Genomic DNA, 22087 nt, shown 5'->3' with positions numbered 1-22087 from the left:
TAAAATGAGTTATATTTATCAAAACTTTTACGAGATGCTTAATGAGTCTTGCAATAAAAATCCAAAAGGTGTGATAATTTATGGCGAAGGATACAAAACTACCTATAGCCAACTTAAATTTAGCATCGATCGAGTCGCAGCATATTTACAAAGTATCGGAGTAAAATTTGGCGATAAAGTAGCAATGATAGTTTCAAATTCGGAAGAATTTCTGATAAGCTACTTTGCAATATCGGCCATAGGGGCTATTGCTGTGCCTATAAATACATTTTTAAAACACGAGGAATTTGAGTATATCTTAAACGATTGTGGAGCGAAAGCACTCTTCGCCTCTTCAAATTTATCAAAAGAGATTAAAGGACTTGAAAGCAGGACAAATTTAGAAAAAATCATCTGGATAGGTGAATTTAGTAGCTATAATGATTCGAATATAAATTTTATAACCGTTCTTAGCTGCAAAATAGAGTTAGATCTAATAAAGCAACCCGTATTAGACGATCTGGCTCACATCATCTACACTTCAGGCACGACCGGCAAGCCAAAAGGCGCGATGCTAAGCTACCGCAACGTATTTTCAAACATCATAGGCGCTATGGAGCTCTTTTATATCGGCAAAAAAGATAGATTTATGGTCTTTTTACCGATGTTTCACAGCTTCACTCTTACGGTTATGATACTACTTCCGATCTTTTCGGCTAGCTCGATGATACTTGTTAAATCAGTCTTTCCGTTTTCAAACGTGCTTAAGCAAACCTTGCTCAAAAGAGCTACGATATTTCTTGGAGTTCCTGCGATATACACGGCTATCGGCAAGGCAAAAATTCCATGGTATTTCAAGTGGTTTAACTGCGTAAGGCTCTTTATCAGCGGCGCAGCTCCACTTGCAGAGCAAACTATAATCGACTTTAAAAAGAAATTTCCACGCGCTAAACTGCTTGAAGGATACGGTCTTAGCGAGTGTTCGCCTGCAGTCGCGATAAATCCAAGCAACAAGCAAAAGATAGCAAGCGTGGGGCTTCCTCTACCGGGATATGAGATAAAGATCGTAAATGACGAGATGATGGAAGTTGCTACCGGTGAAGTTGGCGAGATCATCGTAAAGGGCGATTGCGTCATGCAAGGATACTTAAATATGCCTGACGCAACGGACGAAACGATAATGAACGGCTGGCTAAGGACGGGCGATCTTGGCAAGGTCGATGAGGAAGGATATCTATTTATCGTTGATCGCAAAAAAGATCTAATCATCTCAAAAGGCATAAACATCTATCCTAGAGAGATCGAAGAGGTGCTCTTTAAACTCGAAGCCATCGAAGCTGCGGCAGTAGTAGGAATACGCGATGCGCACGCGGACGAAGAGGTCGTGGCGTTTATACAGTTTAAAGACGATATGAGCACGGATGAAAAAACCATAAGAGCTCATCTTAAAAAGCATTTGGCTAATTTTAAAATTCCAAAACATATACATTTCGTAAAAGAACTGCCTAAAAACGCTACGGGCAAGGTTTTAAAACGAGTTTTAAAAGATCAAATCGCAAAGGGCGAACTAAGTGAAATATCTTCTTGAATTTATCGGCTCAAACGCCAAAGACTCAAATTTAAGCGCGCTCATAAACTGCAATGAAAACGAGGCCAAAATTCTTCAATTTCTAAGCAAAGCCTACATAGACGGTAGCGCTCAAAACAGCGTTTATGACGTGCTTAAAGCTATATTTGGCGACGAGAGCGGATATAAATTCCTAAATCATTTAGAAGATATCAGATCACTCATTGATAACGGCTGGATAAATCAAAGTTTTAGCATATTTAAAACTGCCGAAACCAAGCCAAATCAATCAAATTTACTCACTTTACTTCACACCGAAATTTCACTCTCTGCGGCGTTTTTAAAAATTTTAGAAAACGGTAATGTTAGTATCAAGATGCCTGAGATTACAGCGTATGAGGATCATTTGGAGTATCTTAAAGATCAGTTTTTACGCATCGAACTTTATGCGAGATTTGCTCTTTTTGATCCAAACAGCTCAAACGAGGCTAAAAACAGGCTCGAAAAAGAGATACAAACCCTTAACGAAACGATAAAAAAACGCCTAAATTTAACTAAAATCATCCTTGTCGTTGAGCAAATTTTTAAAGAAAATTCGCTTGATGAAAAGGAGCAAATTATCTTTCTAGCTCTTTTAAAAGAGGAGTACGCAGGCGAATTTGATAGTTCCCGCGATCTAAATGCGCTTACTAGTATTTTGGGCGGTGATGAGTTTCAAAGGGCTAAAAACCGCTCGCTTTTGGATGACGGCTCAAGGCTTATTGAAAGCGGGCTGATTGATTACGACGAGATTTTAAGCACGCTAGGCAACATCACGCGAAGCTTTTTTATAAACGATGACGTTTTGCAGCGCATAATGCATCCAAAAAACGAGAAAAAGAGCAAGAAGCTTGAACTCGCAAGCATAGTTAAAGAGCAAGAAATTTTCGAGCTGATCGAGCCTGCGACAAGTATCGATGATGTAGTGCTAAGCGACAAGACAAAAGAGCTAATGGATGCGATTTTAAAGCAAGTTGACAAAAAGGTCTTAGCTCGCCTTTCAAGCTGGGGTATCAAGTCGCGCCGAGCTATAGACGTTAAGATCATCTTTTACGGAGCTGCTGGAACCGGTAAAACGATGAGCGCCATAGGGCTTGCAAAGAGCCTTAAAAAGATGGTTTTAAGCTTTGACTGCTCCAAAATTTTAAGCAAATATGTTGGAGAGAGCGAACAAAATGTGCGCAAAATTTTTGATACATATAAAGAAATTTGCGCTAAAAGCAAGAGTGAGCCCGTATTATTGCTAAATGAGGCCGATCAGTTTCTAAGCACAAGGACGGAGAGCTCAAGCGGGGCTGATAAGATGCATAATCAAATGCAAAATATCTTTTTAGAGCAAATTGAGAAATTTGAAGGCGTTTTGATAGCCACGACAAATTTCTTGCAAAGCCTTGATAGTGCGTTTTCAAGAAGATTTGACTATAAAATAGAGTTTAAAAAGCCGGATTTTGCGGCACGCCTTGCCATTTGGCGTAAGGTTATGCCTGAAAATGCGAGTTTTGAAGATGGATTTGACATCAAAGAGCTTGCAAAATTTGATCTAAGCGGTGCGCAAATCATGCTCGTGCTTAAAAACACAGCTCTTAAAGTCGCCATTAGAGATGATGGAATTTTTACTCTTAAAGACTTTGAAAATGAGATCAAACGCGAAATTTCAAGCGCCTTTGACGAAGAGAAAAAAGTAGGCTTTTAAACTAAATTTCCAAATATAGACAAGAAAACAAATTCAAGCAAGTTCGCTTGAATTTATGTAGTTTATTAAACCGCAGCTTTTGGAGAGATGACTGAGTTATCGAAATTTGGCTCGGTGTTTTCTTCCATTATGCGTAGTTTTTTGCTTCGTTTGATCTTTGCATCATCTTTAAATATTGCGCGAACCTTATCCATGCCCGCATAAAAATCACGCATCAAAACAAGGCAGATATACTTACCGAAAAACGTCGGCTTAATCATGCCGTTTTCTTCGTAGATCGCATTTACAAGCTTAAGCAAATTTAGCTCGACAAACAGCTCTTTATGGATGTTTGCACGGTTAAATTCGTTGTATTTGGCTATATCAACTCCGCCGTCAAAAAGCTCGGTTAAGAAGATATATTTCAGGCGATCTTTTTTAGTAAAGCTGCATTTTGCGATGACCGGGCTCTCATGATTTTTCACCATCCTTCCGTAATCAAGCAGGTTAAATGCGTTTATGAGAAGCTCTCCGTTTAAGAAGCTAAACGCACCGCTTCCGATTCCAAGATACTCATGGTGGCTTCCTACGTATTCATCCCGTAAATTTGCGTTATCGCGACCAAATGCCCAGGCGTTACTTTGGTGATAGTCGCTGAAATTTGCGCAAATGAGCTCATAAAACTCGCGCTCGTTATCGCTATCATCCACGCCAAGCGAACGAGCTATCGCGTCACGAGTAAGCGGAGATTTCATAAGCGGGTAGAACGTTATCTGCTCAGGAGCGATTGATTTTGCGATTTTTACATCATGTAAAAGCTGCTCTTTGGTCTGATTTGGCAGGTTAAAAATAAGATCAAGGCTTATCGTAGGCAGCACGCCCATAGCTTTTCTTAGCTTTTCTTGAAGCTGCTTGCTTGAACCGAAGCGATCATATCTGGCAACTTTTTTTAAGATATCATCGCTAAAACTTTGCACGCCCACGCTTAAGCGGTCGATAAGCCCTTGAAATCTCTTTAAATTTTCAGGATCGATGTGGTTTGGATCGCTCTCACACGATATATCTTTGATATCAAAAAGCTCTTTTGCAAGCACAAGTGTCTTTTCAAGCTCAGGCTCGTTTATAAGCGTGGTTCCGCCACCGACATACATCGATGTAAAGTTAAATCCGGCTTCCTTAACCTGTCTCATCTCTTCGCGCAAATTCGCAAAATAATGAACCGCAAGCTCTTGTTCGTAATGATACTTATGAAATGAGCAGTAAGGGCAAAAAGTGTGGCAAAACGGCACGTGCGCGTACAGCATATACTCAGTGTCAGGCTTTGGAATTTTGTTAAATTTATTATCTAAAATATTTATATTTAGCCCATCATAAAGGGACTTTTGCATAGAATTATGAGCGTAATTAACTGCAAATTTTTCTATAATATTCTTAAAACCCATAATTAATTCCTTTTTATAAAACAATCTTTATATATAATAGTCGTAAATTTACCAAAAAAAGTATTATAATTATTTTAAATTTCTAAAACTAAGCGGTAATTCAAGATTTAAAGACTTTACGATCCTTATGCACTCTTGCAGATCATCGATCGATTTGCCCGCAACCCTTACCTCTTCACCTCTGATCGTTGCGTTTACCTTTAGTTTTGCGTCTTTTATGGCTTTTGTGATCTTTTTTGAATTTTCACTATCAAGCGTATCGTTTAGATTAAGAGTGGCTTTTATTTTTCCTCCGCTTGCGCTTTCTCGCTTGCTTTCGCTAACTGCTACAGGCGGGATATTGCGCTTGATAAGCTTTGAGATGACGATATCTTTTAAAGCGTCGATTTTATTATCACTTGTGCTAAGAAGAGTGATAAATTTATCCTTTTCGTTTAGCTCGATTTCAGCAGCGATACCTTTGAAGTCATACCTAGCGGCAACCTCTTTTTTCGCTGCTTCAAGAGCGTTTTTAACCTCCATCAGATCAACTTGCGCACTTATATCAAAGCTATGTTCGCTAGCCATTTAACTCTCCTTTATAAAATTTTCTATATTTTTTACTATCAAATTTATGAGCTTCTCACGCGCCTCTTTGCTCGCCCAGGCGACGTGTGGTGTGATTATTAAGTTTTCTTTGTTTTTGATATTTAAAAGCGGGTGATTTTCTCTCATCGGCTCGCTTTCAAGCACATCTACGCAAGCCATCAAATTTCGTTCATCGATCGCCTTAGCAAGTGCGCTTTCATCAACTATGCCGCCGCGTCCAAAGTTCATAAGCACTGCGCCCTCTTTCATCAAATTTAGCTCTTTAGAAGAGATCAAATTTCGTGTTTTTTCATTAAGAGGAGCGTGTATACTTACGATATCACAGCTCTTTAAAAGCTCGTCTAAATTTTGCCTTTTAAACTCGGCGTTATCGTTTGCTCCGCTTGTTGAGTAGTAACTTACGTTTGCACCAAAAGCCACAGCTATCCTAGCCACGCTTCGTCCTATCTCACCAAGTCCGATGATGCCGAAATTCTTACCGCTTATCTCGCCGATAGATCTATCTAAATTCGTAAAAATTTCGCTCTTTACCCACTCGCCGCTTTGCACATAATCATCGTAAAATTTAATGCGATTTACTAACGCTAACAAACAAGCAAAAGTATGCTGTGCAACGCTGTTAGTCGAGTAGCCTGCGACGTTTTTAACGGCTATATTTTTAGCTTTTGCATAGTCTAGATCGACATTGTTCATACCTGTTGCGCTTATGCAAACCAGCTTTAAATTTGTCGCGTCCATAACGTCACGGCCAATAATAACCTTGTTAGTTATCACGACATCAGCGCCCTTTAAACGCTCTATAGTTTCGCTTTTATCAGTCTTATCATAGCTTACAAATTCTCCAAATTTAGCAAAAACATCAAGGCTAACATCACTTCCTAAAGTTGAAGCATCAAGGCAGACTATTTTCATGTTTACCCCTTTATGTAGTGTCCTACGAATTTTGAAGCGTTATTTAAAATTTCTCCGCCTTTTCTGTATCCAAGCGCGCAAGCCTCATAGGCAAAAAAGACTCCAGCCTGATAGCTATCACCTCTTTCGTCTTTATTAAATTCGTAAAATTCTTGATATACGGCTCTGTTTGCACCGTATTCGCCATCACTGCTAACGCTAACGGTTCCGTTAGACTCTATAATGCTAACGTTTGCTCCTTCGCGCCCAAATATGGGCTTTTTAACGCATTTTTTGTTAGCTAACGGCTTGTCTGAAGCCTCGAGCAAAAGCGGATGATTTGGATAAAGATCCCAAAGAATTTTTAAAATACCCTTGCTTTGAAACATCAGCGTATAGGCAGGATTTAATATGATGGCTCTTTGATTTGCCATTATATTTTTAAGAATAAGTGCGAGTTCACCCTCCTGCACGGCAATATCTTCCCAGGGAACAAGCTTAAACCAGTATTCATAATTTTCACCGCATTTGAAGATGCCCTCTTCGTCGCTAAACTCAACCTCATCAACATAGGCAAAATCAGTATAAAACCCGGCCTCTTTAGCGATATACTCAAGTAGTTTTACGCTCTGCTCATCCTCGATACTGCCGGCAATAGAGCTAAACAGAATTTTCCAGCCCTCATAGAGCTTGTTAAATTCGCTTGTATCCTCGCTAAGCGTTACAAGACGCTTGAAATTTTCCTTTAAGGCTTCGTAAAGATCGTTAAACTGCGAGCTCTCGTCCATGCCGTTAAATTTCAAAATCGCCCATTGGATAATCGCCGTTTCAAATATCGCAGTCGGCGTATCGGCGTTAAATTCAATGAGCTTTATAGGCTTTCCGTTAAGTCCGCCAGCTAAATCAAAACGCCCGTAAAGATGCCAGTGAACTTCGTTTTCCCAGCTTTCTTTTACCATATCAACAAGATTAAAAGGTATGCCAACCTCGTGGAAGAGGTTACTATCTATTATATGCTGTCCGGCGGTTACAAACATATCATATAGCTCATTTGCGGCCTCGTAGTAGGCTTCGGCCTCTTGCTCGCTAACTTCCACAAGCTCATCTGCGATATATGAGCTATCGTCGCTATCTGTGTGCCAAGCAAAGCCGATACTTTCTAAAAACGCCTTATCTAAAGGCTTAACTTTTTTTAAATTTAACATCATCCACCTGCCGATTGATTAGTTTTGCTTCCGCTACCGAAAAATCCACTCTTACCTCCGGCAGGCTTGCCTGCAGAGCTTGTAGCCTTAGCTTTATTAAAGCTATCAACGCTTCTTGAGTAAGTCGAAGGGTTTTTATATGCTGTTTGACGATGGTTTTGAAAAGCTTGGTTGTTAAACAGCTTGCTACCTATCCAGCTTCCTAAAATACCTCCTGCAATCGAAGATAATAAAACTTCACCAAGCCCAAGCCCGCCACTACTAAGCTGCGCATCAGGTTTTGTCAAATTTGAAGTACCGTTATCGATCTTAGCGTTTTCTTCGGCGATTAGTTTATCCATCTCCTCTTTTGTTAGCACGCGCTCCTTGCCGTCAAGCTGCTTTAGCACGACTCTGGTTTCACTGCTTGGATACTCTTCAAGCACTTTGTAAGAGCCAGGTGCGGTCTCTTCTATGATAACGAAAGCTCCTTGAGCTTGCGCCGCTTCTTGCACTACGCTTTGATCCTCTCCGCCTCCGCTACATCCCGCAAGACCTGCCATAACTACCGCGCCAAATCCGCCTACAGCGGCATAAGTTGCAATTTTTTTGATTCTTTTCATACTTCACCTACTATCTGTTTTATTGATTTTTCATTTCTTACCCATATCACGCCGTCTTTAAATTTGATAAATTTCGACTTGCCGATATTTTTAATGATCAGTTTTTGTATCTTTTTTATCTTTTTATTTTTTAAATTTAAGCTTTTTAAAAATTCGCTTAAGCTAAGCCATTTTTTGACCTTTGGCTCATCTTTTACTTCGTTATCAAATTTAGCTTTTTCTTCACTATGGATCGTCTCATGGCCTTCGTCAAATTCAACATCGATCGGACGGATATATTCGCCATTTTGTCTTGCTAAAAGCGGACGCTCAAGCATCTGCAAAAAATATCTAAATTTCTCGTCGCGCTCTTTGTAAATTTCAGCGATTTCATCTTTGTTAGCGATTAAAATTTGCTCTTTTTGTGCATGCAAACGCTCTTTATCGCCTTGCAAATTTCTATTTTGCTCTTTTAGCTCTTCAAGCTGTGTTAGTAAAAATTTGATAAATTCACTTCGCTCTTCGCTAGTTTCACTTGAATTTTCACTAACGATTTTTTTAGTGTTTGTTTTGGTTATTTTGGCTTTTGTTTGTGGCTCGTTAGTTGCTTCATCATCTTCGATTAGCACGTATTTAACGCCTTTTTCATCGATTGATTTTAAGCTTTTTCGTCTTATCCTGTTATAGATCGCCTCTTTTGTTATGCCTAAAACTTCGGAGGCTTGGCTAACGGATAACTTACGCATAAATTTCCTTTTCTTAAAAAATGCAGATATTATGGCAAATTTAGGCTAATAAAGAAGTTAAACTAACTAACACGAAGTTAGTTAGTTTAATTTGGTTAGAGTTTTGACTCGTAGCGTCTAAGCATATAAAGACGTTTAAGCATTTTTTTACGAGCTGAAATTTTTTGCTTTTTGCGAATTTCAGTCATAGGCTCGAAAAATCTTCTTGCTCTAACTTCAGTTACAACAAGGTTTCTATCGACTTGCTTTTTAAATTTCCTATACGCTTCGTCAAAAGACTCATTAGGATGTACCTTAATTCCCGGCACGACCCTCACCACCTTTCGATTAAAATAGAGTGCGATTATACTTAAATTTTCTTAAATTTCAAAATTTATTTAGTTTTACGCTTATTATAAGATTGCTTTAACTACAAAAGTTCTATAATTTAAATTTAAAATATTACATTTTTAAAACAGGAATTTTGATGTCAAATTTAACAGATAATCCACAGTCTAACTATGCCAAAAAGCGCTATATTTTTTATTCGATTTTGACCTGTATCGCGCTGATACTGCCGTTTATCCGAATCGGTGGTAACCACTTTTTCCTGCTTAGTTTTGACAAAAAGCAGCTTCACCTGCTCTTTAACAGCTTTGATACGCAAGAACTTTATCTGATGCCGTTTGTGCTTATCATATTTTTTCTTACTATATTCTTTCTTACGACGCTTGGCGGAAGGGTTTGGTGCGGTTGGAGCTGTCCGCAGACGATATTTCGCGTAATTTATCGCGATCTCATCCAGACTAAAATTTTAAAGCTTCACAAAAACATAAATAACAAACAAAAGCCTATAGATGGGCAAAATTTCAAAAAATTCTTGGGCGTAGCTATCTGGTCGGTCTTAGCCTGTTTGGCTGCGGCAAATTTCTTGTGGTTTTTTGTGCCGCCAGAGGATTTTATAAGCTACGTTAAAAACAGTGGCGAGCATAAATTTTTAATGGGAATTTGGTTTTTTATAACCGCTTTTATAATATTTGACGTGGTTTGGCTAGCGGAGAAATTTTGCGTATATATCTGTCCTTATGCGAGAATTCAATCTGTTATGTTTGATGATGATACGATTCAAGTTATTTATGACGAGAGGCGCGGCGGTAAAATTTACGATAAAAACATCAAGCTTTGGAAAAAGCCGCCTGAGCCTGAAAATGAGTGCACCGGATGTGAGGCCTGTGTGAAAATTTGCCCAACTCATATAGATATAAGAAAAGGCATGCAGCTTGACTGTATAAACTGCCTTGAGTGCGTGGATGCGTGCAGTAAAGTAATGGGCAAACTTGGCAAAAAGACACTCATAGACTGGACGAGCGATAACTCGCTAAAATCAGGCAAGAAAGTTAATTATTTTAGATTTAGAACCATCGCTTATATAGTGGTTATCGGCATCGCCGCGGTGATTTTAGCGTTTATGAGCACAAAGAAAGAGTACATGCTGCTAAACATAAATCGCACGAGCGAGCTATATAAAATTACAAAAAGTAACAGAGTCGAAAACGCATATACATTTTTATTCCAAAATACAGATAATAAAGAACATGCCTATTATTTTGACATCAATAATACAAATATTAAAATTGACCGTCCAAAAGATGAAATAGTATTAAAAGCCGGAGCCAAAAAGAAGGTCGTGGTAGTGCTATCATCAAATATTATAAATTTCGACAAAAGTGGAAATAAACCCGTATCTATAAATATAAATGCTTATGCAAAAGATGATAAAAAGAGAGTAAATATCAACAGAGAAACTATATTCGTGTATCCTGACAAATAAAATATAAAAATTTAAAATTACATTTTATATTTTATATATTCATAAAGAAAATTTAATGTTATTAGAGCTACAATAACATTCAATTCACTTTTTTGAATAAATTTAACCAAGGATTTAGTATGTCAGTCAAAATGTCTAAACGTGGTCAAGAGCGGTATGAGAAGATTATGGAGGTGGCTCTAGAGTCTTTTTTAAACAAAGGATATGAGAATACCAGCTTAAGTGATATTATAGACAAGAGCGGTGGATCTTTAGCAAGCGTATATAAATTTTTTAATAACAAAGAGGGCCTATTTACTGCTATTGTTGAGCGTAGCTTAGATAACTTCTGCGCCGAGATAGATGAAAAGATAAATTTAAAAATTTCTCACAAGATAGACGACTTCCTAACTAAATTTGCAACTATATTTTTTGATATTGTATGTGATAGAAAAACTACCTTAATAACAAGAATTATGCTTATTGAAGGTTACAAAAATAACGCCTCCTTAGGAAATATGTTCTTAGAGCAAGTTATAAATAGAGTAAATCAAATTTTAGTAAATTTTATGGAGAGAGAAGAGATAAAATCTCAGCTTGATGAGTCTATAGACCCTAAAACAGCAGCATCTTTATTTTGCGGACTAGTAAGGAACCCTTATCATTATCATGCTATCTTATTGAATAGTGATATAGTATTAAGTGCAAAAGAGCGCGAAAATCATGTTAAAACATGCATTAAAATTTTTCTAAAAGGTATTACAAAATAGTTTTTGTCTTAAAGATTGACAAAAAAATCAAATAAGAGTAAAATAGCGATTTTATTGTAACATAAGTTACAATATTAAAAACTACATCAACAAGGTTATTTTATGAATATTTTTAAAAATATTTCTACTCTAGTTATAGTTTCGCTTCTATTTACCGGATGTTTTAAAGAAGATAGTTTAAAGTCAGGATCAGCTCAAGATCCAAAGCAAATTCCGCCTGCAAAAGTAGATATCATAAAAGCCAAAAAAGAAGATATCCCGATCACCTTTGAATACCCCGGCAAAATAGCAAGCAACCAAGATGTAACGCTTAGACCGAAGGTTTCAGGCACTCTGATAAAGCAGTATTTTAAAGCAGGAGACAAGGTAAAGGCAGGAGACAAGCTGTTTTTAATCGATCCTGAAAAATATCAAGCAAGCTATGACGCTCTTGAAGCAAGCGTTGGAGTCGCAAGCGCAACTCTTAAAAACGCTCAAACCGAATTTAACAGAGTAAAAAAACTATACGAGAAAAAAGCCGTAAGCCAAAAGGAATTTGACTCGGCAAAAAGCGCTCTTGATATCGCAAACGCAACCTTGCTAAGCGTAAAGGCAAATTCTAAAAACGCAAAGATAGATCTTGGCTATACGACCGTAGTTGCGCCGTTTGATGGAGTTTTGGGCGAAAATTTGGTTGATGTGGGCTCTTTTGTTTCAGCTAGTGCAACGGAGCTTGTAAGACTAACCAAAATCGATCCGATAAGCGTTAAATTTTATATCGCCGATGTTGATAATCTAAATAGAGTTAAAAACGTAGAGGCAGGCTCTTGGGCGCAAAACGGCGCTAACGCCACGCTAAAAACGGGAGGCGAAATTTTTAAAGGCAAAGTAAGCTTTATAGATAATGTAGTGGATGTAAATGTAGGAAGCGTTCTAGCTAAAGCAGAATTTGAAAACAAAGACGCAAAGCTGATGCCGGGAGCTTTTGCAAGCGTAGTTATGGATGGATTTTATCAAAAAGACGGATTTAAAATTCCTCAAGTAGCCATCCAGCAAGACGCTATGAACACCTTCGTACTTGTGCTAAAAGATCAAAAAGTAACGCAAAAAAACATAGAAATTTCATATCAAAAAGAGGACTATGCGGTAGTTAGCGGCGGACTTGAAGAGGGTGATTTGATCATCATAAACAACTTTAAAAAGATTAGAGTTGGAGCCGGTGCGCAAGTTGATAAGGAGAAAAACTAGATGTTTTCTAAATTTTTTATAGATAGACCTATCTTTGCAACGGTAATATCTATAATCATCGTAATAGCAGGCGCAATGGCGATTAAAGGTCTGCCGGTAGAAGAGTATCCGCAACTTACCCCGCCTCAAATTTCAGTAAGCGCGGTTTATACGGGAGCGGATGCGCAAACCATTGCGGATTCGGTTGCAACTACTATCGAAGATCAGATAAACGGCGTTGAAAATATGCTTTATATACAAAGCACTTCAAGTTCAAGCGGCACTATGGGCATAAACGTATATTTTAAGATAGGCTCTGACTCAAAACAAGCCGCAATCGATGTCAATAACCGCGTTCAAGCGGCTCTTGCAAAGCTTCCTAGTGAGGTTCAGCAAAGAGGCGTAACGGTAAGAGAAAGAAGCTCAAGCATGCTTGAAGTTATCTCATTTACCTCCGAAGATATGGATATCATCAAGATGCACAACTACGTGCTGGCAAATATCGAAGATGAGATAAAAAGGGTCGATGGAGTGGGAGATACAGCGGTTATCGGCACCAAAGACTATGCTATGAGAATTTGGCTTAAGCCCGATATGCTTGCTAAATTTAACATCTCAACAAGCGAAGTCATAGCTCAAATCAATCAGCAAAACAAACAATACGCCACAGGTAAGATAGGAGAGCAGCCAAACACTACGGACAATCCTTACGTCTTTTCTATTAGACCCGAAGGACGCCTAAAAAGCGTGCAAGAATTTGAAAATATAGTCTTAAGAACTTCAAAAGAAGGCACTATGCTAAAGCTAAAAGACGTAGCAAACGTCGAGCTTGGAGCAAGAAGTTATGTGTTTGAAGGTATGCTAAACGGACAAAAGATGGTGCCTATGCTCATTTTCTTGCAAAACGGCGCAAACGCTCTTGCGACCGCAAATGCCGTAAATAAAAAGCTTGACGAGCTATCAAGAAATTTCCCGACCGGATTTAAGCACACGGTCGCTTATAACCCGACCGAATTTATACAAGTATCTATAAACGAGGTTATGAAGACCTTTTTAGAGGCGATGGTGCTTGTAATGGTCGTTATGTATATGTTTTTAAAGAGTTTTCGCGCAACCATCATACCTATGCTTGCAGTGCCCGTATCTATCATAGGCACTTTTGCAGGGCTTTATGCGATGGGCTTTACGATAAATTTGATAACGCTGTTTGCTCTCGTGCTTGCTATCGGCATAGTCGTTGATGATGCTATCATCGTTATAGAAAATATAGAGAGAATTTTGCATGAAGAAGATATCAGCGTAAGAGACGCTGCTATAAAAGCGATGCAAGAGGTTGCTGCACCGGTAGTTTCTATCGTGCTTGTGCTTTCTGCGGTATTTATCCCGGTTGCATTTATGGAAGGGTTTGTTGGCGTCATACAGCGTCAGTTTGCGCTTACTTTAGTGGTTTCTGTTTGTATCTCAGGATTTGTCGCACTTACTTTAACACCCGCACTTTGTGTGGTTATGCTTAAAAAGCAAGAGTCGCAGCCATTTTGGTTCGTGCGTAAATTTAACGAATTTTTTGACTGGAGCACGAGCGTATTTACAGCAGGCGTCGCAAAAGTTCTAAGACATATCATTCCAAGCTTCATCGCCATAGGCATTATGGGATACGCTATATTTGTGCTGTTTAATTCAATCCCTGGCAGCTTAGTGCCGCCTGAGGATAAAGGCTCAATAATAGCTATAACCTCGCTTCCACCCGCTTCTGTCATGGATAGAACCAAAAAAGAGATGAAGGATATAAGCGACGCATTTACCAAAAACCCAAATATCGAATTTGTAACAGGTCTTGTGGGATATGATATGTTTGCGGGCGCACTTAAGGAAAACTCGGCAGTTGCTTTCATAAGACTTAAAGATTGGAGCGAAAGAAAGAGCGCAGATAGCTCGGCTAGCGCTTTGGTAGGCCATTTTAACAAGACATTTTGGGGCTCAAAAGAGTCCATGACCTTCGTCGTAAACGTCCCGCCGATAACAGGTCTTAGTATAACGGGTGGATTTGATATGTATCTGCTTAATAAAACCGGCAAAACATACAACGAGATCGAAAAAGACGCTTTAAAAGTAGTCGCTGCGGCAAATGCTCGCCCGGAGCTTACAAGCGTAAGAACCACACTTGAGACAACCTATCCGCAGTATAACCTAACCGTAGATAAGCAAAAGGCAAAGCTCTTAGGAGTAAGCGAGCCAGATATCTTTAGCACCATAGCAGCAACCATCGGCTCATACTACGTAAATGACTTTAACATGCTTGGCAAGTCCTATAACGTCTATGTAAGAGCTGTTGATACATATAGAAATTCGCCGGAGGACTTTAGAAATATCTTTGTCAAGTCAAATAGCGGCGAGATGATACCGTTAAATTCGCTTGTAACGCTAAAGCGAGGAGTGGGGCCTGATATCGTGGATAGATTTAACCTCTTTCCGGCTGCCAAAATCATGGGCGATCCAAAGCCCGGCTACACTTCAGGAGACGCGATCAAGGCAATAAGCGAAGTGGTCGCAGAGCAACTATCAAACGACGAATACGCTATAAGCTGGTCAGGAAGCGCCTATCAAGAGGTTAGCTCGCAAGGAACGGGCACTACGGCGTTTATATTTGGTATGGTGTTTGTGTTTTTGATCCTTGCCGCGCAATACGAAAGATGGCTCATCCCGCTTGCCGTTATCACAGCCGTGCCGTTTGCGGTGTTTGGCTCGCTTGTGGCGGTTTGGGCTAGAGGGCTAACTAACGATATATATTTTCAGATAGGGCTTTTGCTTCTTATCGGACTGTCGGCTAAAAATGCGATCTTGATCGTGGAATTTGCGATGCAAGAGCGCGAAAGCGGAAAGAGCGCCTTTGAAGCGGCTGTTAATGCAGCTAAACTAAGATTTCGCCCGATAGTAATGACCTCTATCGCATTTACGCTAGGAGTTTTCCCAATGGTTATAAGCACCGGTGCGGGAGCTGCGTCTCGTCATGCGCTTGGCACGGGAGTGATCGGCGGCATGATAGCGGCAACCACGATAGCGATCTTTTTTGTGCCGATGTTTTACTATCTGCTTGAAAATTTAAACAACAAATTTTGGGATAAAAAGCCAAAAGTAAAGGAGAGCGCCCATGCGTAATCTACTCATAATCGCTGTTGCGATATTTTTTGCAGGCTGCTCGTTTAGACCTGAGCTGCCAAATGTCGATACAAATTTCGAGGCGACTTATCAGCTCATAACCGATATCAAAGACAGATGGTGGGAAGAATTTGGCGATGAAAATTTAAATGTCATCGTTGAAGAAGCGCTTAACAACAACATTGATCTTAAGATAGCCTTTTTAAATTTGCAAAAAGCCGAAGCAAGCCTTGGTATAGCAAGTGCGGATCTGTTTCCCAGCGTAAATTTAAATGCAGGTGCTACAAGAGCTAGAACAAGCGGTGAAACCTATACAAAACAAGACAATGTAAAATACACAAACCACTCTCTAAATTTCGGGTTAAACTACGAGATCGATCTTTGGGGCAGGGTCAAAAACAGTATAGAAGCTTCTAAATCAAGTCTAAAAGCGAGCAAATTTGACTACGACAGCGCAAGACTTACCATAGCGTCAAATATCGCCAAAAGCTACTTCACTCTGGTTGCTTTAAACATGAGAGAAAAGGTGCTAAGCGATACACTAAAAAACTATGAAGAGATAATGAAATTTAGAAAAACTCAGCTTGAGTTTGGAAGTGTCGATAACATAACCTTTTTACAAAGCAAAGCTCAAGTAGATAGCGCCAAAGCAAGCCTTGTAGACATCAAAAACTCAATCAGCCTAGCACTAAATTCGCTTAGCATAATGAGCGGCAAAAGCAACGATGAAATTTTAAAAGGTGTCATAAAAAGCTCTAAAAAACTACCAAAAGAGCCTGAAGTAAAAGCCGGTATAAGCGCAGACATACTGCTTAGAAGAAGTGATGTAGCTAGCGCTTATGAAACTTTAAAAGGCACAAACGCTCTAGTAGGCGTATCTAGGGCGGCTTACTATCCGTCGATATCTCTTACCGGACTTTTTGGATTTGTTAGTGAGGATCTTGCTAGGCTGTTCGTATCAAACGCAACCAATTGGAGCTTAGGAGGCTCTTTAACTCAAAAGATATTTGACCACGGACGCATCAAAAACAATGTAAAAATCGCCGAAACCAACGAGCAAATAGCGGCTCTAAACTACGAAAAAACTATAAAAACAGCTCTTGGCGAAGTTAAAAACGCACTTATCTCAAGACAAAACGCAAAGCTTTCAGAGCAAAGCATAAAAGAGCTTTTAAATTCGCAACAAAAAATTTATAAGATAGCTAAAAGCAAATTTGACGAGGGTTACAGCAGCCACCTTGAACTACTTGACGCGCAAAGAAATTTGCTTGCTACAGAGCTTCAAAATATAAGCGCGAATTTAAACGTTATAAACTCGGTCGTGGAAATTTATAAGGCGTTTGGCGGCGGGTTTAAACTTGAGAGCGAATTAAAATAATACCAAATCAGAAGCTAGAAAATTCTAGCTTCTATAAACTTTCTTATTTACAAAGAATTTTTACAATACTTTCAGGCAAAATTTCATGCTCTATAGCGTGAATTTTCTCTTCAAACTCTTCTAGGCTCATATCATCACTTTTTTCAAAGGCTCGCTGCATGATAAGCCTGCCGCCGTCAAGCTCTTCGCTAACATAGTGCACGCTAACGCCGCCTACTAACATCTCGCTTTCAAAGCTCTCTTTTATAGCATGAGCACCCTTAAAAAGCGGCAGAAGTGACGGGTGAAGGTTGATAGCTTTTATCTGATTTGTAAAAACCGGAGTTAAAATTCTCATAAAGCCAGCAAGCACGGTTAGATCGACATTATATTTTTTTATCTCATCAACTAACGCTTGATCAAACTCCTGCCTTGAAGCAAAATTCGCATGCTCTATGATCACGCTTTCAAGCCCATATCTGCGCGCGCGCTCTATGCCGTAAGCGTTAGCTTTGTTTGTTAGTGTTAGTACTACTTCGATTTTAACGTTATTAAAAATTTTATTATGAACTTTTTGAAGAATCGCCTCTAAATTTGAGCCACTTCCGCTAAATAAAACCGCTATTTTTTTCGTAACCATTTAAGCCCTTTTATGATATCTTTTGAAGTGATTGAGTAGTTATTTTGCTTTGATTTTCGCACGCTTAACGCGTGAGCTATAGTCCCACTTATCGCTGCATCAAGCGCAGTGTAGCCTTGAGCGAGTAAAGAGATGATTATGCCGCTAAGTGCGTCACCGCTTCCTGCTTTTGAAAGTGCGGCGCTTCCATAAGGCATAACGTAAACGTTTCCGCTGTAAGCTATGATCGTGTTGGCTCCTTTTAGCACCAGCACATTTGGAAATTTTTTGCTCCACGCTCTAGCAAGCTCAAAGCGATTTTCTTGAACTTCTTGCACGCTAAATTTCCCAAATCCACCAAGCTCTAAAAGCGAACTAAACTCCTTTGGATGAGGCGTTATAACGATATCTTTTTTGGATTTTAAAAGCTCTATCGTAAGCTTTTCGTAACACATATCGGCATCAAGCACTAACGCTTTTTTACTCTTAAGAGTTTTAAAAAGCTCTGTTTTTTTAACTTCATCAAGCTTTCCAAGCCCCATTCCAAGAGCCCCATAAGCCATTTTTTCACTTATCTCTTTTGCGTTCATTAAAATCGGATCTGTTATCAAATTTTTAGATTCACTAACGATACTAACAAGCCCTGCACCCATCGCTAAAGCCGCTTTTCCGGCTATTTGAGCTGCTCCGCTAAGCTCTCCGCTAACTATAAAAACATGTCCGAAATCACTCTTGTTAGTGTTAGCTTTATTTCTAAAAGGCAAATTCATATCGCTTTTTTGAAGTTTAAAAGTATCGGTTTCACCTTCAAATTTAACACCGGCAAGACCTAAATTAGCAAGTTTAATCTTGCCCGTAAAATCCTTGGCAAAATCAGAATAAAGCCCGATCTTCCTAGCTCCCATAGTTATAGTTATGTCCGCCTTAAAAACGGCACCACAGCTATTTCCAAGTTCGTTAAGCCCGCTTGGTATATCGCAAGCTATCTTGTAGGCTTTCATTTCATTTATAGAACTTATGAGATCTACCGTCTTTTTATCTAAATTTCTATTTAGCCCGGAGCCAAAAATTCCATCTATAACGCACCTGTATTTGCCGATTTTTTTAACTTGCTTGACTCCAAGTTTAAATGCTCTATCAAGCTGAATTTTTAGCATCTCGTTTTGTTTTTCAAACGCCAAAAAGAGCTCGCACTCATACTCGCCGCTTAACATCCTAAGAGCAACAGCTACGTCTGCACCGTTATTTCCACTACCGCAAACACCTAAAATTTTTACGCCCTTTTTAACTTTTTTACGCACCTCTTTTGCAAGTGCATTTGCAGCATTTTCCATCAAAATTTCGTTGCTTAGCCCAAATTTTAAGCAAGCTAGCTCATCAAGCTTAGAAGTGTTTAAAAAGAGTTTTTTCATGCTTCGCTCCTTACTCGAAAGCTTAAAGCCTCTAAGATATGAGGTTTTTTGATGATTTGCGAGCCGTCAAGATCGGCGATCGTGCGAGCCACCTTTAAAGTCTTATTTATACCACGCTGAGTTAGAGCAAATCTCCCAACCGACATATCTAGCACGCTTTTAGCTTCACTATCGCAAATGCAAAATTTAGCTATCTCTTCGTCACTTAACTTGCCGTTTAGCTCACTTTGTCCTCGCTTCATTTGCGCTTCAAAAACATGCAAAACTTCACGCTGCATATCGGCACTTGATATATCGCTTTTATCGCTACTTGCAACCTCATCCATAAGCACGTGCAGATCGATCCTATCTAATAGAGGCTCTGAAATTTTTGCCTTGTATCGCTTGATATCGGTTTCTAAACATCTGCAATTTAGCTGCTTTGAGAGCAAATTTCCACACGGGCATGGATTCATCGCGCCAACAAACATAAATTTTGTCTTGTAAGTTATCTTGGAATTTACCCTTGAGATGTGGATTTGGTTATCCTCAAGCGGTTCGCGCAAGCTTTCTAAAATTTGCTTGCCAAAATGCGGAAGCTCATCAAAAAACAGTATCCCGCCGTTTGCAAGTGCTACTTCGCCTATCCTTGCGCTTGCCGTTCCACCCCCGAAGATAGAGCTTTTTGTCGATGTATGATGCGGGCTTCTAAAAGCTCTAAGCACGCTAAATTCGTGATCTTGCAAATTTAGCGACGCGTATGCCGCGCTTAGTAAAATTTCATCTAAATTTTGAGGCGGAAGAATATATCTTAAGCGCTTTGCGCTCATGCTTTTACCACACCCAGGGCTTCCTTCAAAGATGATGTTATGCATGCCGCAAGCAGCTATGAGGCAAGCTCTCTTGGCTCTAGTCTGACCTTTGATATCCTTAAAATCAAGCTCAAATTTTGAGTTTGCGACATAACTTTTGCCACAAATTTGAGTCAAATTTGAAAAGAGCGGATGAGTCTCTTTGACTAAATACTGCTGCTTAAACTCTTCATCAAGAAAAAATTTTATCGCCTCATCAAGCTTACTTACGGCATAAATTTCTAAATTCGGTATCATCGCTGCGTTTTTAGCTATCTCCTTTGGCACTAAAACCTTAGCCTTTGTAACACTTGTGCTTAAAAACAAAAGTATAGAAAACAGGCTTGCCGTGCTCTTGATGCTTCCGTTAAGTCCAAGCTCGCCAAATACGAAAAATTCGCTAAATGAGTTGCTCCTAACCTCTTTTTGCAAAGCGATCAAAAGCGCGATAGGAAGGTCAAAATGACTGCCCGTCTTTGGCATGTCTGAAGGAGATAGATTTATGATGATTTTTTGAGCGGGAAAGGAGAAATTTTGAGCTAGAAGAGCTGACTTTACCCTTGCTTCGCTCTCTTTGATACTTGCGCTTGCAAGCCCTACGATGCTAAGTGCTGGCAACCCTCTATTAAATGTTGCTTCTACATCAACAATCTTTAAACCATCTGTGTAAGTAGCGCATTTTAGCGATTTCATAAAGTTTTATTCTTTAACTTCCTATACTCTTTATCAAATTTTTTGCGTTTGTTGTAGCCGATTTTTTCTATAAAAAGATGTCCGTCAAGGTGATCAATCTCGTGTTGTATCGCAACGGCTAAAAGCCCGTCCGCTTCAAGCTCGCACTCTTTGCCGTGTCTATCCTGATAGTTTAAGGTTATCTTTTCGGCACGCTTAACATCCTCATAAAATCCTGGCACGCTAAGGCAGCCTTCTTGAAAAATTTGCTCGCCTTCTTTGCGAACTATTTTTGGGTTGATTATCTCGAGCAGATCGGCTCTTTCTTGGATTTCACTCTCTTCATTGACTAAATTTATAATCAATGCCCGAATCGGATTTCCAACCTGAATAGCAGCTAATCCGATGCCATTTTTTGCTATCATTGTATCATACATATTATCTAAAAAAGTATGTAAATTTTGATCAAAGGTATCTATATCTGCCGATCTTTGATACAGCCTCTTGTCAGGATATGTTAAAACTGCTAACACCATGATTAAACTACTTATCCTCTACTATCACGTATTTTGACTTATGTCGTCCGCTTTTTGCAAGCATATCCAATGTATGCGAAAGAACCTCTTCAATAGTTTTTGTGGTATTCAGATCGCAAACCGCTATCTCTATATCTATCTCTATATCGCTTTCAGCTATCAAAAATGTCGTTGTATAGAACATATCGGCAATTCTTTCGCAAGCTTTTTTTGCACCTTCTATATCGGTGTGCTTCATAAGCATAGCAAAAATTCCATCGCCATAATGTGCTAAAATATCGCTTCTTCTTGATGTCCTAAGAAGAAATCTTGAGATGTTTTTAAGTATCGCCTGCCTATCTCTAACACCTAAAAGATTCATCATTTCATCTTTTGGCCTTACAAGCATAAAAGATGATTTATATCCATATTTTTTTACATATTGAAGCTCTGATTCCAAAGTTTTTAAGAAAAACTTTTTATTATAGAGATCAAATTTAGGATCGTATATAGATTGTTCCTCTACGACTTTAAAAACTCTACTGATCTCTTCATAGTTTAATTTGATAACGTCAATATGCTTATTGATTAAAGCATTAAGCTTATCCAAGTCATCATTAAATGCATTAAATACGCTTTGAACTGTAAGTAAATTCGAATTTGCTTCAAGGCTATCTGAGCGTTTTTTTATAATAGTTTTCATAATTCCAAGGTTTTTATATATAAGTGCGACCGCTTGCAACATGCTTTTTATCTGAGCAAAACTCTGCTTAATCTCTCGCTCGATGTAAATTTGCCTATAGTCTTCTATTCTACCTATCTCATCTTCAATCTCTATAATCTCGGTAATTTTTTTCTTAAAATCATCAGACTTTTTATCAAGCATCTTTTCAAAGAAAATAGAGTAATTTTTAGGAATAGATGGGATATTTTCCTCTATAAGCTCTTTTATAACATCCTCGGAAAACCCATATATATTAAACTCTGCAGGTTCCTTGTCTTTTATAGTTACGGTATTTTCAGCCTTCTTTTTATTAACTTTAATCAAATT

At 39.0% G+C, this 22087-nt stretch carries 19 protein-coding genes; 7 read left to right on the top strand and 12 right to left on the bottom strand.

The window, feature by feature from the left end:
- The first annotated feature begins 4 nt into the window (after window positions 1-4).
- Together CDOMF_RS00955 and CDOMF_RS00950 are read left to right on the top strand one after the other, a co-directional pair.
- On the top strand, window positions 5-1567 hold the full coding sequence (locus CDOMF_RS00955) for a fatty acid--CoA ligase (protein WP_260952047.1): 1563 nt from the start codon (window positions 5-7) through the stop codon (window positions 1565-1567).
- Window positions 1551-3278: an ATP-binding protein gene (locus CDOMF_RS00950; RefSeq protein WP_260952046.1), complete on the top strand. Its 1728-nt coding sequence runs from the start codon at window positions 1551-1553 to the stop codon at window positions 3276-3278. The genes CDOMF_RS00955 and CDOMF_RS00950 overlap by 17 nt, the downstream gene beginning before the upstream one ends.
- A 65-nt stretch (window positions 3279-3343) precedes the next feature.
- On the opposite strand, the gene CDOMF_RS00945 is transcribed toward CDOMF_RS00950, so the two are convergent.
- The 7 genes from CDOMF_RS00945 to rpsU all read right to left on the bottom strand — a co-directional run bounded on the left by CDOMF_RS00945 (window position 3344) and on the right by rpsU (window position 9018).
- A complete protein-coding gene (locus tag CDOMF_RS00945; protein ID WP_260952045.1) occupies window positions 3344-4699 on the bottom strand; it encodes a coproporphyrinogen III oxidase family protein in 1356 nt (451 codons plus the stop codon).
- 69 nt (window positions 4700-4768) lie between these two features.
- Window positions 4769-5266, bottom strand: coding sequence for a YajQ family cyclic di-GMP-binding protein (locus tag CDOMF_RS00940; protein ID WP_260952044.1), 498 nt, complete (start codon window positions 5264-5266; stop codon window positions 4769-4771).
- Window positions 5267-6199: a D-2-hydroxyacid dehydrogenase gene (locus CDOMF_RS00935; protein ID WP_260952043.1), complete on the bottom strand. Its 933-nt coding sequence runs from the start codon at window positions 6197-6199 to the stop codon at window positions 5267-5269.
- Window positions 6200-6201: 2 nt separating this feature from the next.
- Window positions 6202-7383 carry a glutathionylspermidine synthase family protein gene (locus CDOMF_RS00930; protein WP_260952042.1) on the bottom strand — a complete coding sequence of 394 codons (1182 nt, stop codon included), beginning with the start codon at window positions 7381-7383 and terminating at the stop codon, window positions 6202-6204.
- A complete protein-coding gene (locus CDOMF_RS00925) occupies window positions 7383-7985 on the bottom strand; it encodes a UPF0323 family lipoprotein (RefSeq protein WP_260952041.1) in 603 nt (200 codons plus the stop codon). Before CDOMF_RS00925 ends, CDOMF_RS00930 begins: the two co-directional genes overlap by 1 nt.
- Window positions 7982-8710 (bottom strand): DNA-binding protein, encoded by a 729-nt coding sequence (locus tag CDOMF_RS00920; protein WP_260952040.1) that lies wholly within the window; start codon window positions 8708-8710, stop codon window positions 7982-7984. The genes CDOMF_RS00925 and CDOMF_RS00920 overlap by 4 nt, the downstream gene beginning before the upstream one ends.
- Before the next feature lie 95 nt (window positions 8711-8805).
- Window positions 8806-9018, bottom strand: a complete 213-nt coding sequence (rpsU, locus tag CDOMF_RS00915; RefSeq protein WP_169976385.1) for a 30S ribosomal protein S21 — start codon at window positions 9016-9018, stop codon at window positions 8806-8808.
- 158 nt (window positions 9019-9176) lie between these two features.
- Between rpsU and ccoG the strand changes: the two genes are divergently transcribed.
- From ccoG to CDOMF_RS00890, 5 genes are all read left to right on the top strand, one after another.
- Window positions 9177-10520 (top strand): cytochrome c oxidase accessory protein CcoG, encoded by a 1344-nt coding sequence (gene ccoG / locus CDOMF_RS00910; RefSeq protein ID WP_260952039.1) that lies wholly within the window; start codon window positions 9177-9179, stop codon window positions 10518-10520.
- Between the two features lie 119 nt (window positions 10521-10639).
- Window positions 10640-11269 carry a TetR/AcrR family transcriptional regulator gene (locus tag CDOMF_RS00905; protein WP_260952038.1) on the top strand — a complete coding sequence of 210 codons (630 nt, stop codon included), beginning with the start codon at window positions 10640-10642 and terminating at the stop codon, window positions 11267-11269.
- A 102-nt stretch (window positions 11270-11371) separates the two neighbouring features.
- Window positions 11372-12496: an efflux RND transporter periplasmic adaptor subunit gene (locus CDOMF_RS00900; RefSeq protein WP_260952037.1), complete on the top strand. Its 1125-nt coding sequence runs from the start codon at window positions 11372-11374 to the stop codon at window positions 12494-12496.
- Complete coding sequence (locus CDOMF_RS00895; RefSeq protein WP_260952036.1) at window positions 12497-15631, top strand: efflux RND transporter permease subunit; 3135 nt, start codon at window positions 12497-12499, stop codon at window positions 15629-15631.
- Window positions 15624-17009, top strand: a complete 1386-nt coding sequence (locus tag CDOMF_RS00890; RefSeq protein ID WP_260952035.1) for an efflux transporter outer membrane subunit — start codon at window positions 15624-15626, stop codon at window positions 17007-17009. Before CDOMF_RS00895 ends, CDOMF_RS00890 begins: the two co-directional genes overlap by 8 nt.
- 43 nt (window positions 17010-17052) lie before the next feature.
- On the opposite strand, the gene purN is transcribed toward CDOMF_RS00890, so the two are convergent.
- The 5 genes from purN to CDOMF_RS00865 are packed head-to-tail and all read right to left on the bottom strand — an operon-like array spanning window position 17053 to window position 22084.
- Entirely contained in the window at window positions 17053-17628 is a 576-nt protein-coding gene (gene purN / locus CDOMF_RS00885) for a phosphoribosylglycinamide formyltransferase (RefSeq protein ID WP_260952034.1), read from the bottom strand.
- Complete coding sequence (locus tag CDOMF_RS00880) at window positions 17610-19019, bottom strand: NAD(P)H-hydrate dehydratase (RefSeq protein ID WP_260952033.1); 1410 nt, start codon at window positions 19017-19019, stop codon at window positions 17610-17612. The genes purN and CDOMF_RS00880 overlap by 19 nt, the downstream gene beginning before the upstream one ends.
- Window positions 19016-20542 (bottom strand): YifB family Mg chelatase-like AAA ATPase, encoded by a 1527-nt coding sequence (locus CDOMF_RS00875; RefSeq protein WP_260952032.1) that lies wholly within the window; start codon window positions 20540-20542, stop codon window positions 19016-19018. Before CDOMF_RS00875 ends, CDOMF_RS00880 begins: the two co-directional genes overlap by 4 nt.
- Complete coding sequence (gene def, locus CDOMF_RS00870; protein WP_169976403.1) at window positions 20539-21057, bottom strand: peptide deformylase; 519 nt, start codon at window positions 21055-21057, stop codon at window positions 20539-20541. The genes CDOMF_RS00875 and def overlap by 4 nt, the downstream gene beginning before the upstream one ends.
- Window positions 21058-21064: 7 nt before the next feature.
- Window positions 21065-22084: a GGDEF domain-containing protein gene (locus CDOMF_RS00865; protein WP_260952031.1), complete on the bottom strand. Its 1020-nt coding sequence runs from the start codon at window positions 22082-22084 to the stop codon at window positions 21065-21067.
- Between the last annotated feature and the right edge of the window lie 3 nt (window positions 22085-22087).

Origin of the sequence: Campylobacter sp. RM16187 (genome assembly GCF_025319965.1) — a bacterium.
GTDB lineage: Bacteria > Campylobacterota > Campylobacteria > Campylobacterales > Campylobacteraceae > Campylobacter_A.
Note: the sequence above shows the minus strand (reverse complement) of the source record. Positions and strands in the feature narration are given on the sequence as shown.

Bases quoted from the DNA above. Each gene is read 5' to 3' on its own strand.
- CDOMF_RS00955 (WP_260952047.1), top strand. From the start codon at position 5: ATGAGTTATATTTATCAAAACTTTTACGAGATGCTTAATGAGTCTTGC.
- CDOMF_RS00945 (WP_260952045.1), bottom strand. From the start codon at position 4,699: ATGGGTTTTAAGAATATTATAGAAAAATTTGCAGTTAATTACGCTCAT.
- CDOMF_RS00940 (WP_260952044.1), bottom strand. From the start codon at position 5,266: ATGGCTAGCGAACATAGCTTTGATATAAGTGCGCAAGTTGATCTGATG.
- CDOMF_RS00935 (WP_260952043.1), bottom strand. From the start codon at position 6,199: ATGAAAATAGTCTGCCTTGATGCTTCAACTTTAGGAAGTGATGTTAGC.
- CDOMF_RS00930 (WP_260952042.1), bottom strand. From the start codon at position 7,383: ATGTTAAATTTAAAAAAAGTTAAGCCTTTAGATAAGGCGTTTTTAGAA.
- CDOMF_RS00925 (WP_260952041.1), bottom strand. From the start codon at position 7,985: ATGAAAAGAATCAAAAAAATTGCAACTTATGCCGCTGTAGGCGGATTT.
- CDOMF_RS00920 (WP_260952040.1), bottom strand. From the start codon at position 8,710: ATGCGTAAGTTATCCGTTAGCCAAGCCTCCGAAGTTTTAGGCATAACA.
- ccoG (WP_260952039.1), top strand. From the start codon at position 9,177: ATGTCAAATTTAACAGATAATCCACAGTCTAACTATGCCAAAAAGCGC.
- CDOMF_RS00905 (WP_260952038.1), top strand. From the start codon at position 10,640: ATGTCAGTCAAAATGTCTAAACGTGGTCAAGAGCGGTATGAGAAGATT.
- CDOMF_RS00900 (WP_260952037.1), top strand. From the start codon at position 11,372: ATGAATATTTTTAAAAATATTTCTACTCTAGTTATAGTTTCGCTTCTA.
- CDOMF_RS00895 (WP_260952036.1), top strand. From the start codon at position 12,497: ATGTTTTCTAAATTTTTTATAGATAGACCTATCTTTGCAACGGTAATA.
- CDOMF_RS00890 (WP_260952035.1), top strand. From the start codon at position 15,624: ATGCGTAATCTACTCATAATCGCTGTTGCGATATTTTTTGCAGGCTGC.
- purN (WP_260952034.1), bottom strand. From the start codon at position 17,628: ATGGTTACGAAAAAAATAGCGGTTTTATTTAGCGGAAGTGGCTCAAAT.
- CDOMF_RS00880 (WP_260952033.1), bottom strand. From the start codon at position 19,019: ATGAAAAAACTCTTTTTAAACACTTCTAAGCTTGATGAGCTAGCTTGC.
- CDOMF_RS00875 (WP_260952032.1), bottom strand. From the start codon at position 20,542: ATGAAATCGCTAAAATGCGCTACTTACACAGATGGTTTAAAGATTGTT.
- def (WP_169976403.1), bottom strand. From the start codon at position 21,057: ATGGTGTTAGCAGTTTTAACATATCCTGACAAGAGGCTGTATCAAAGA.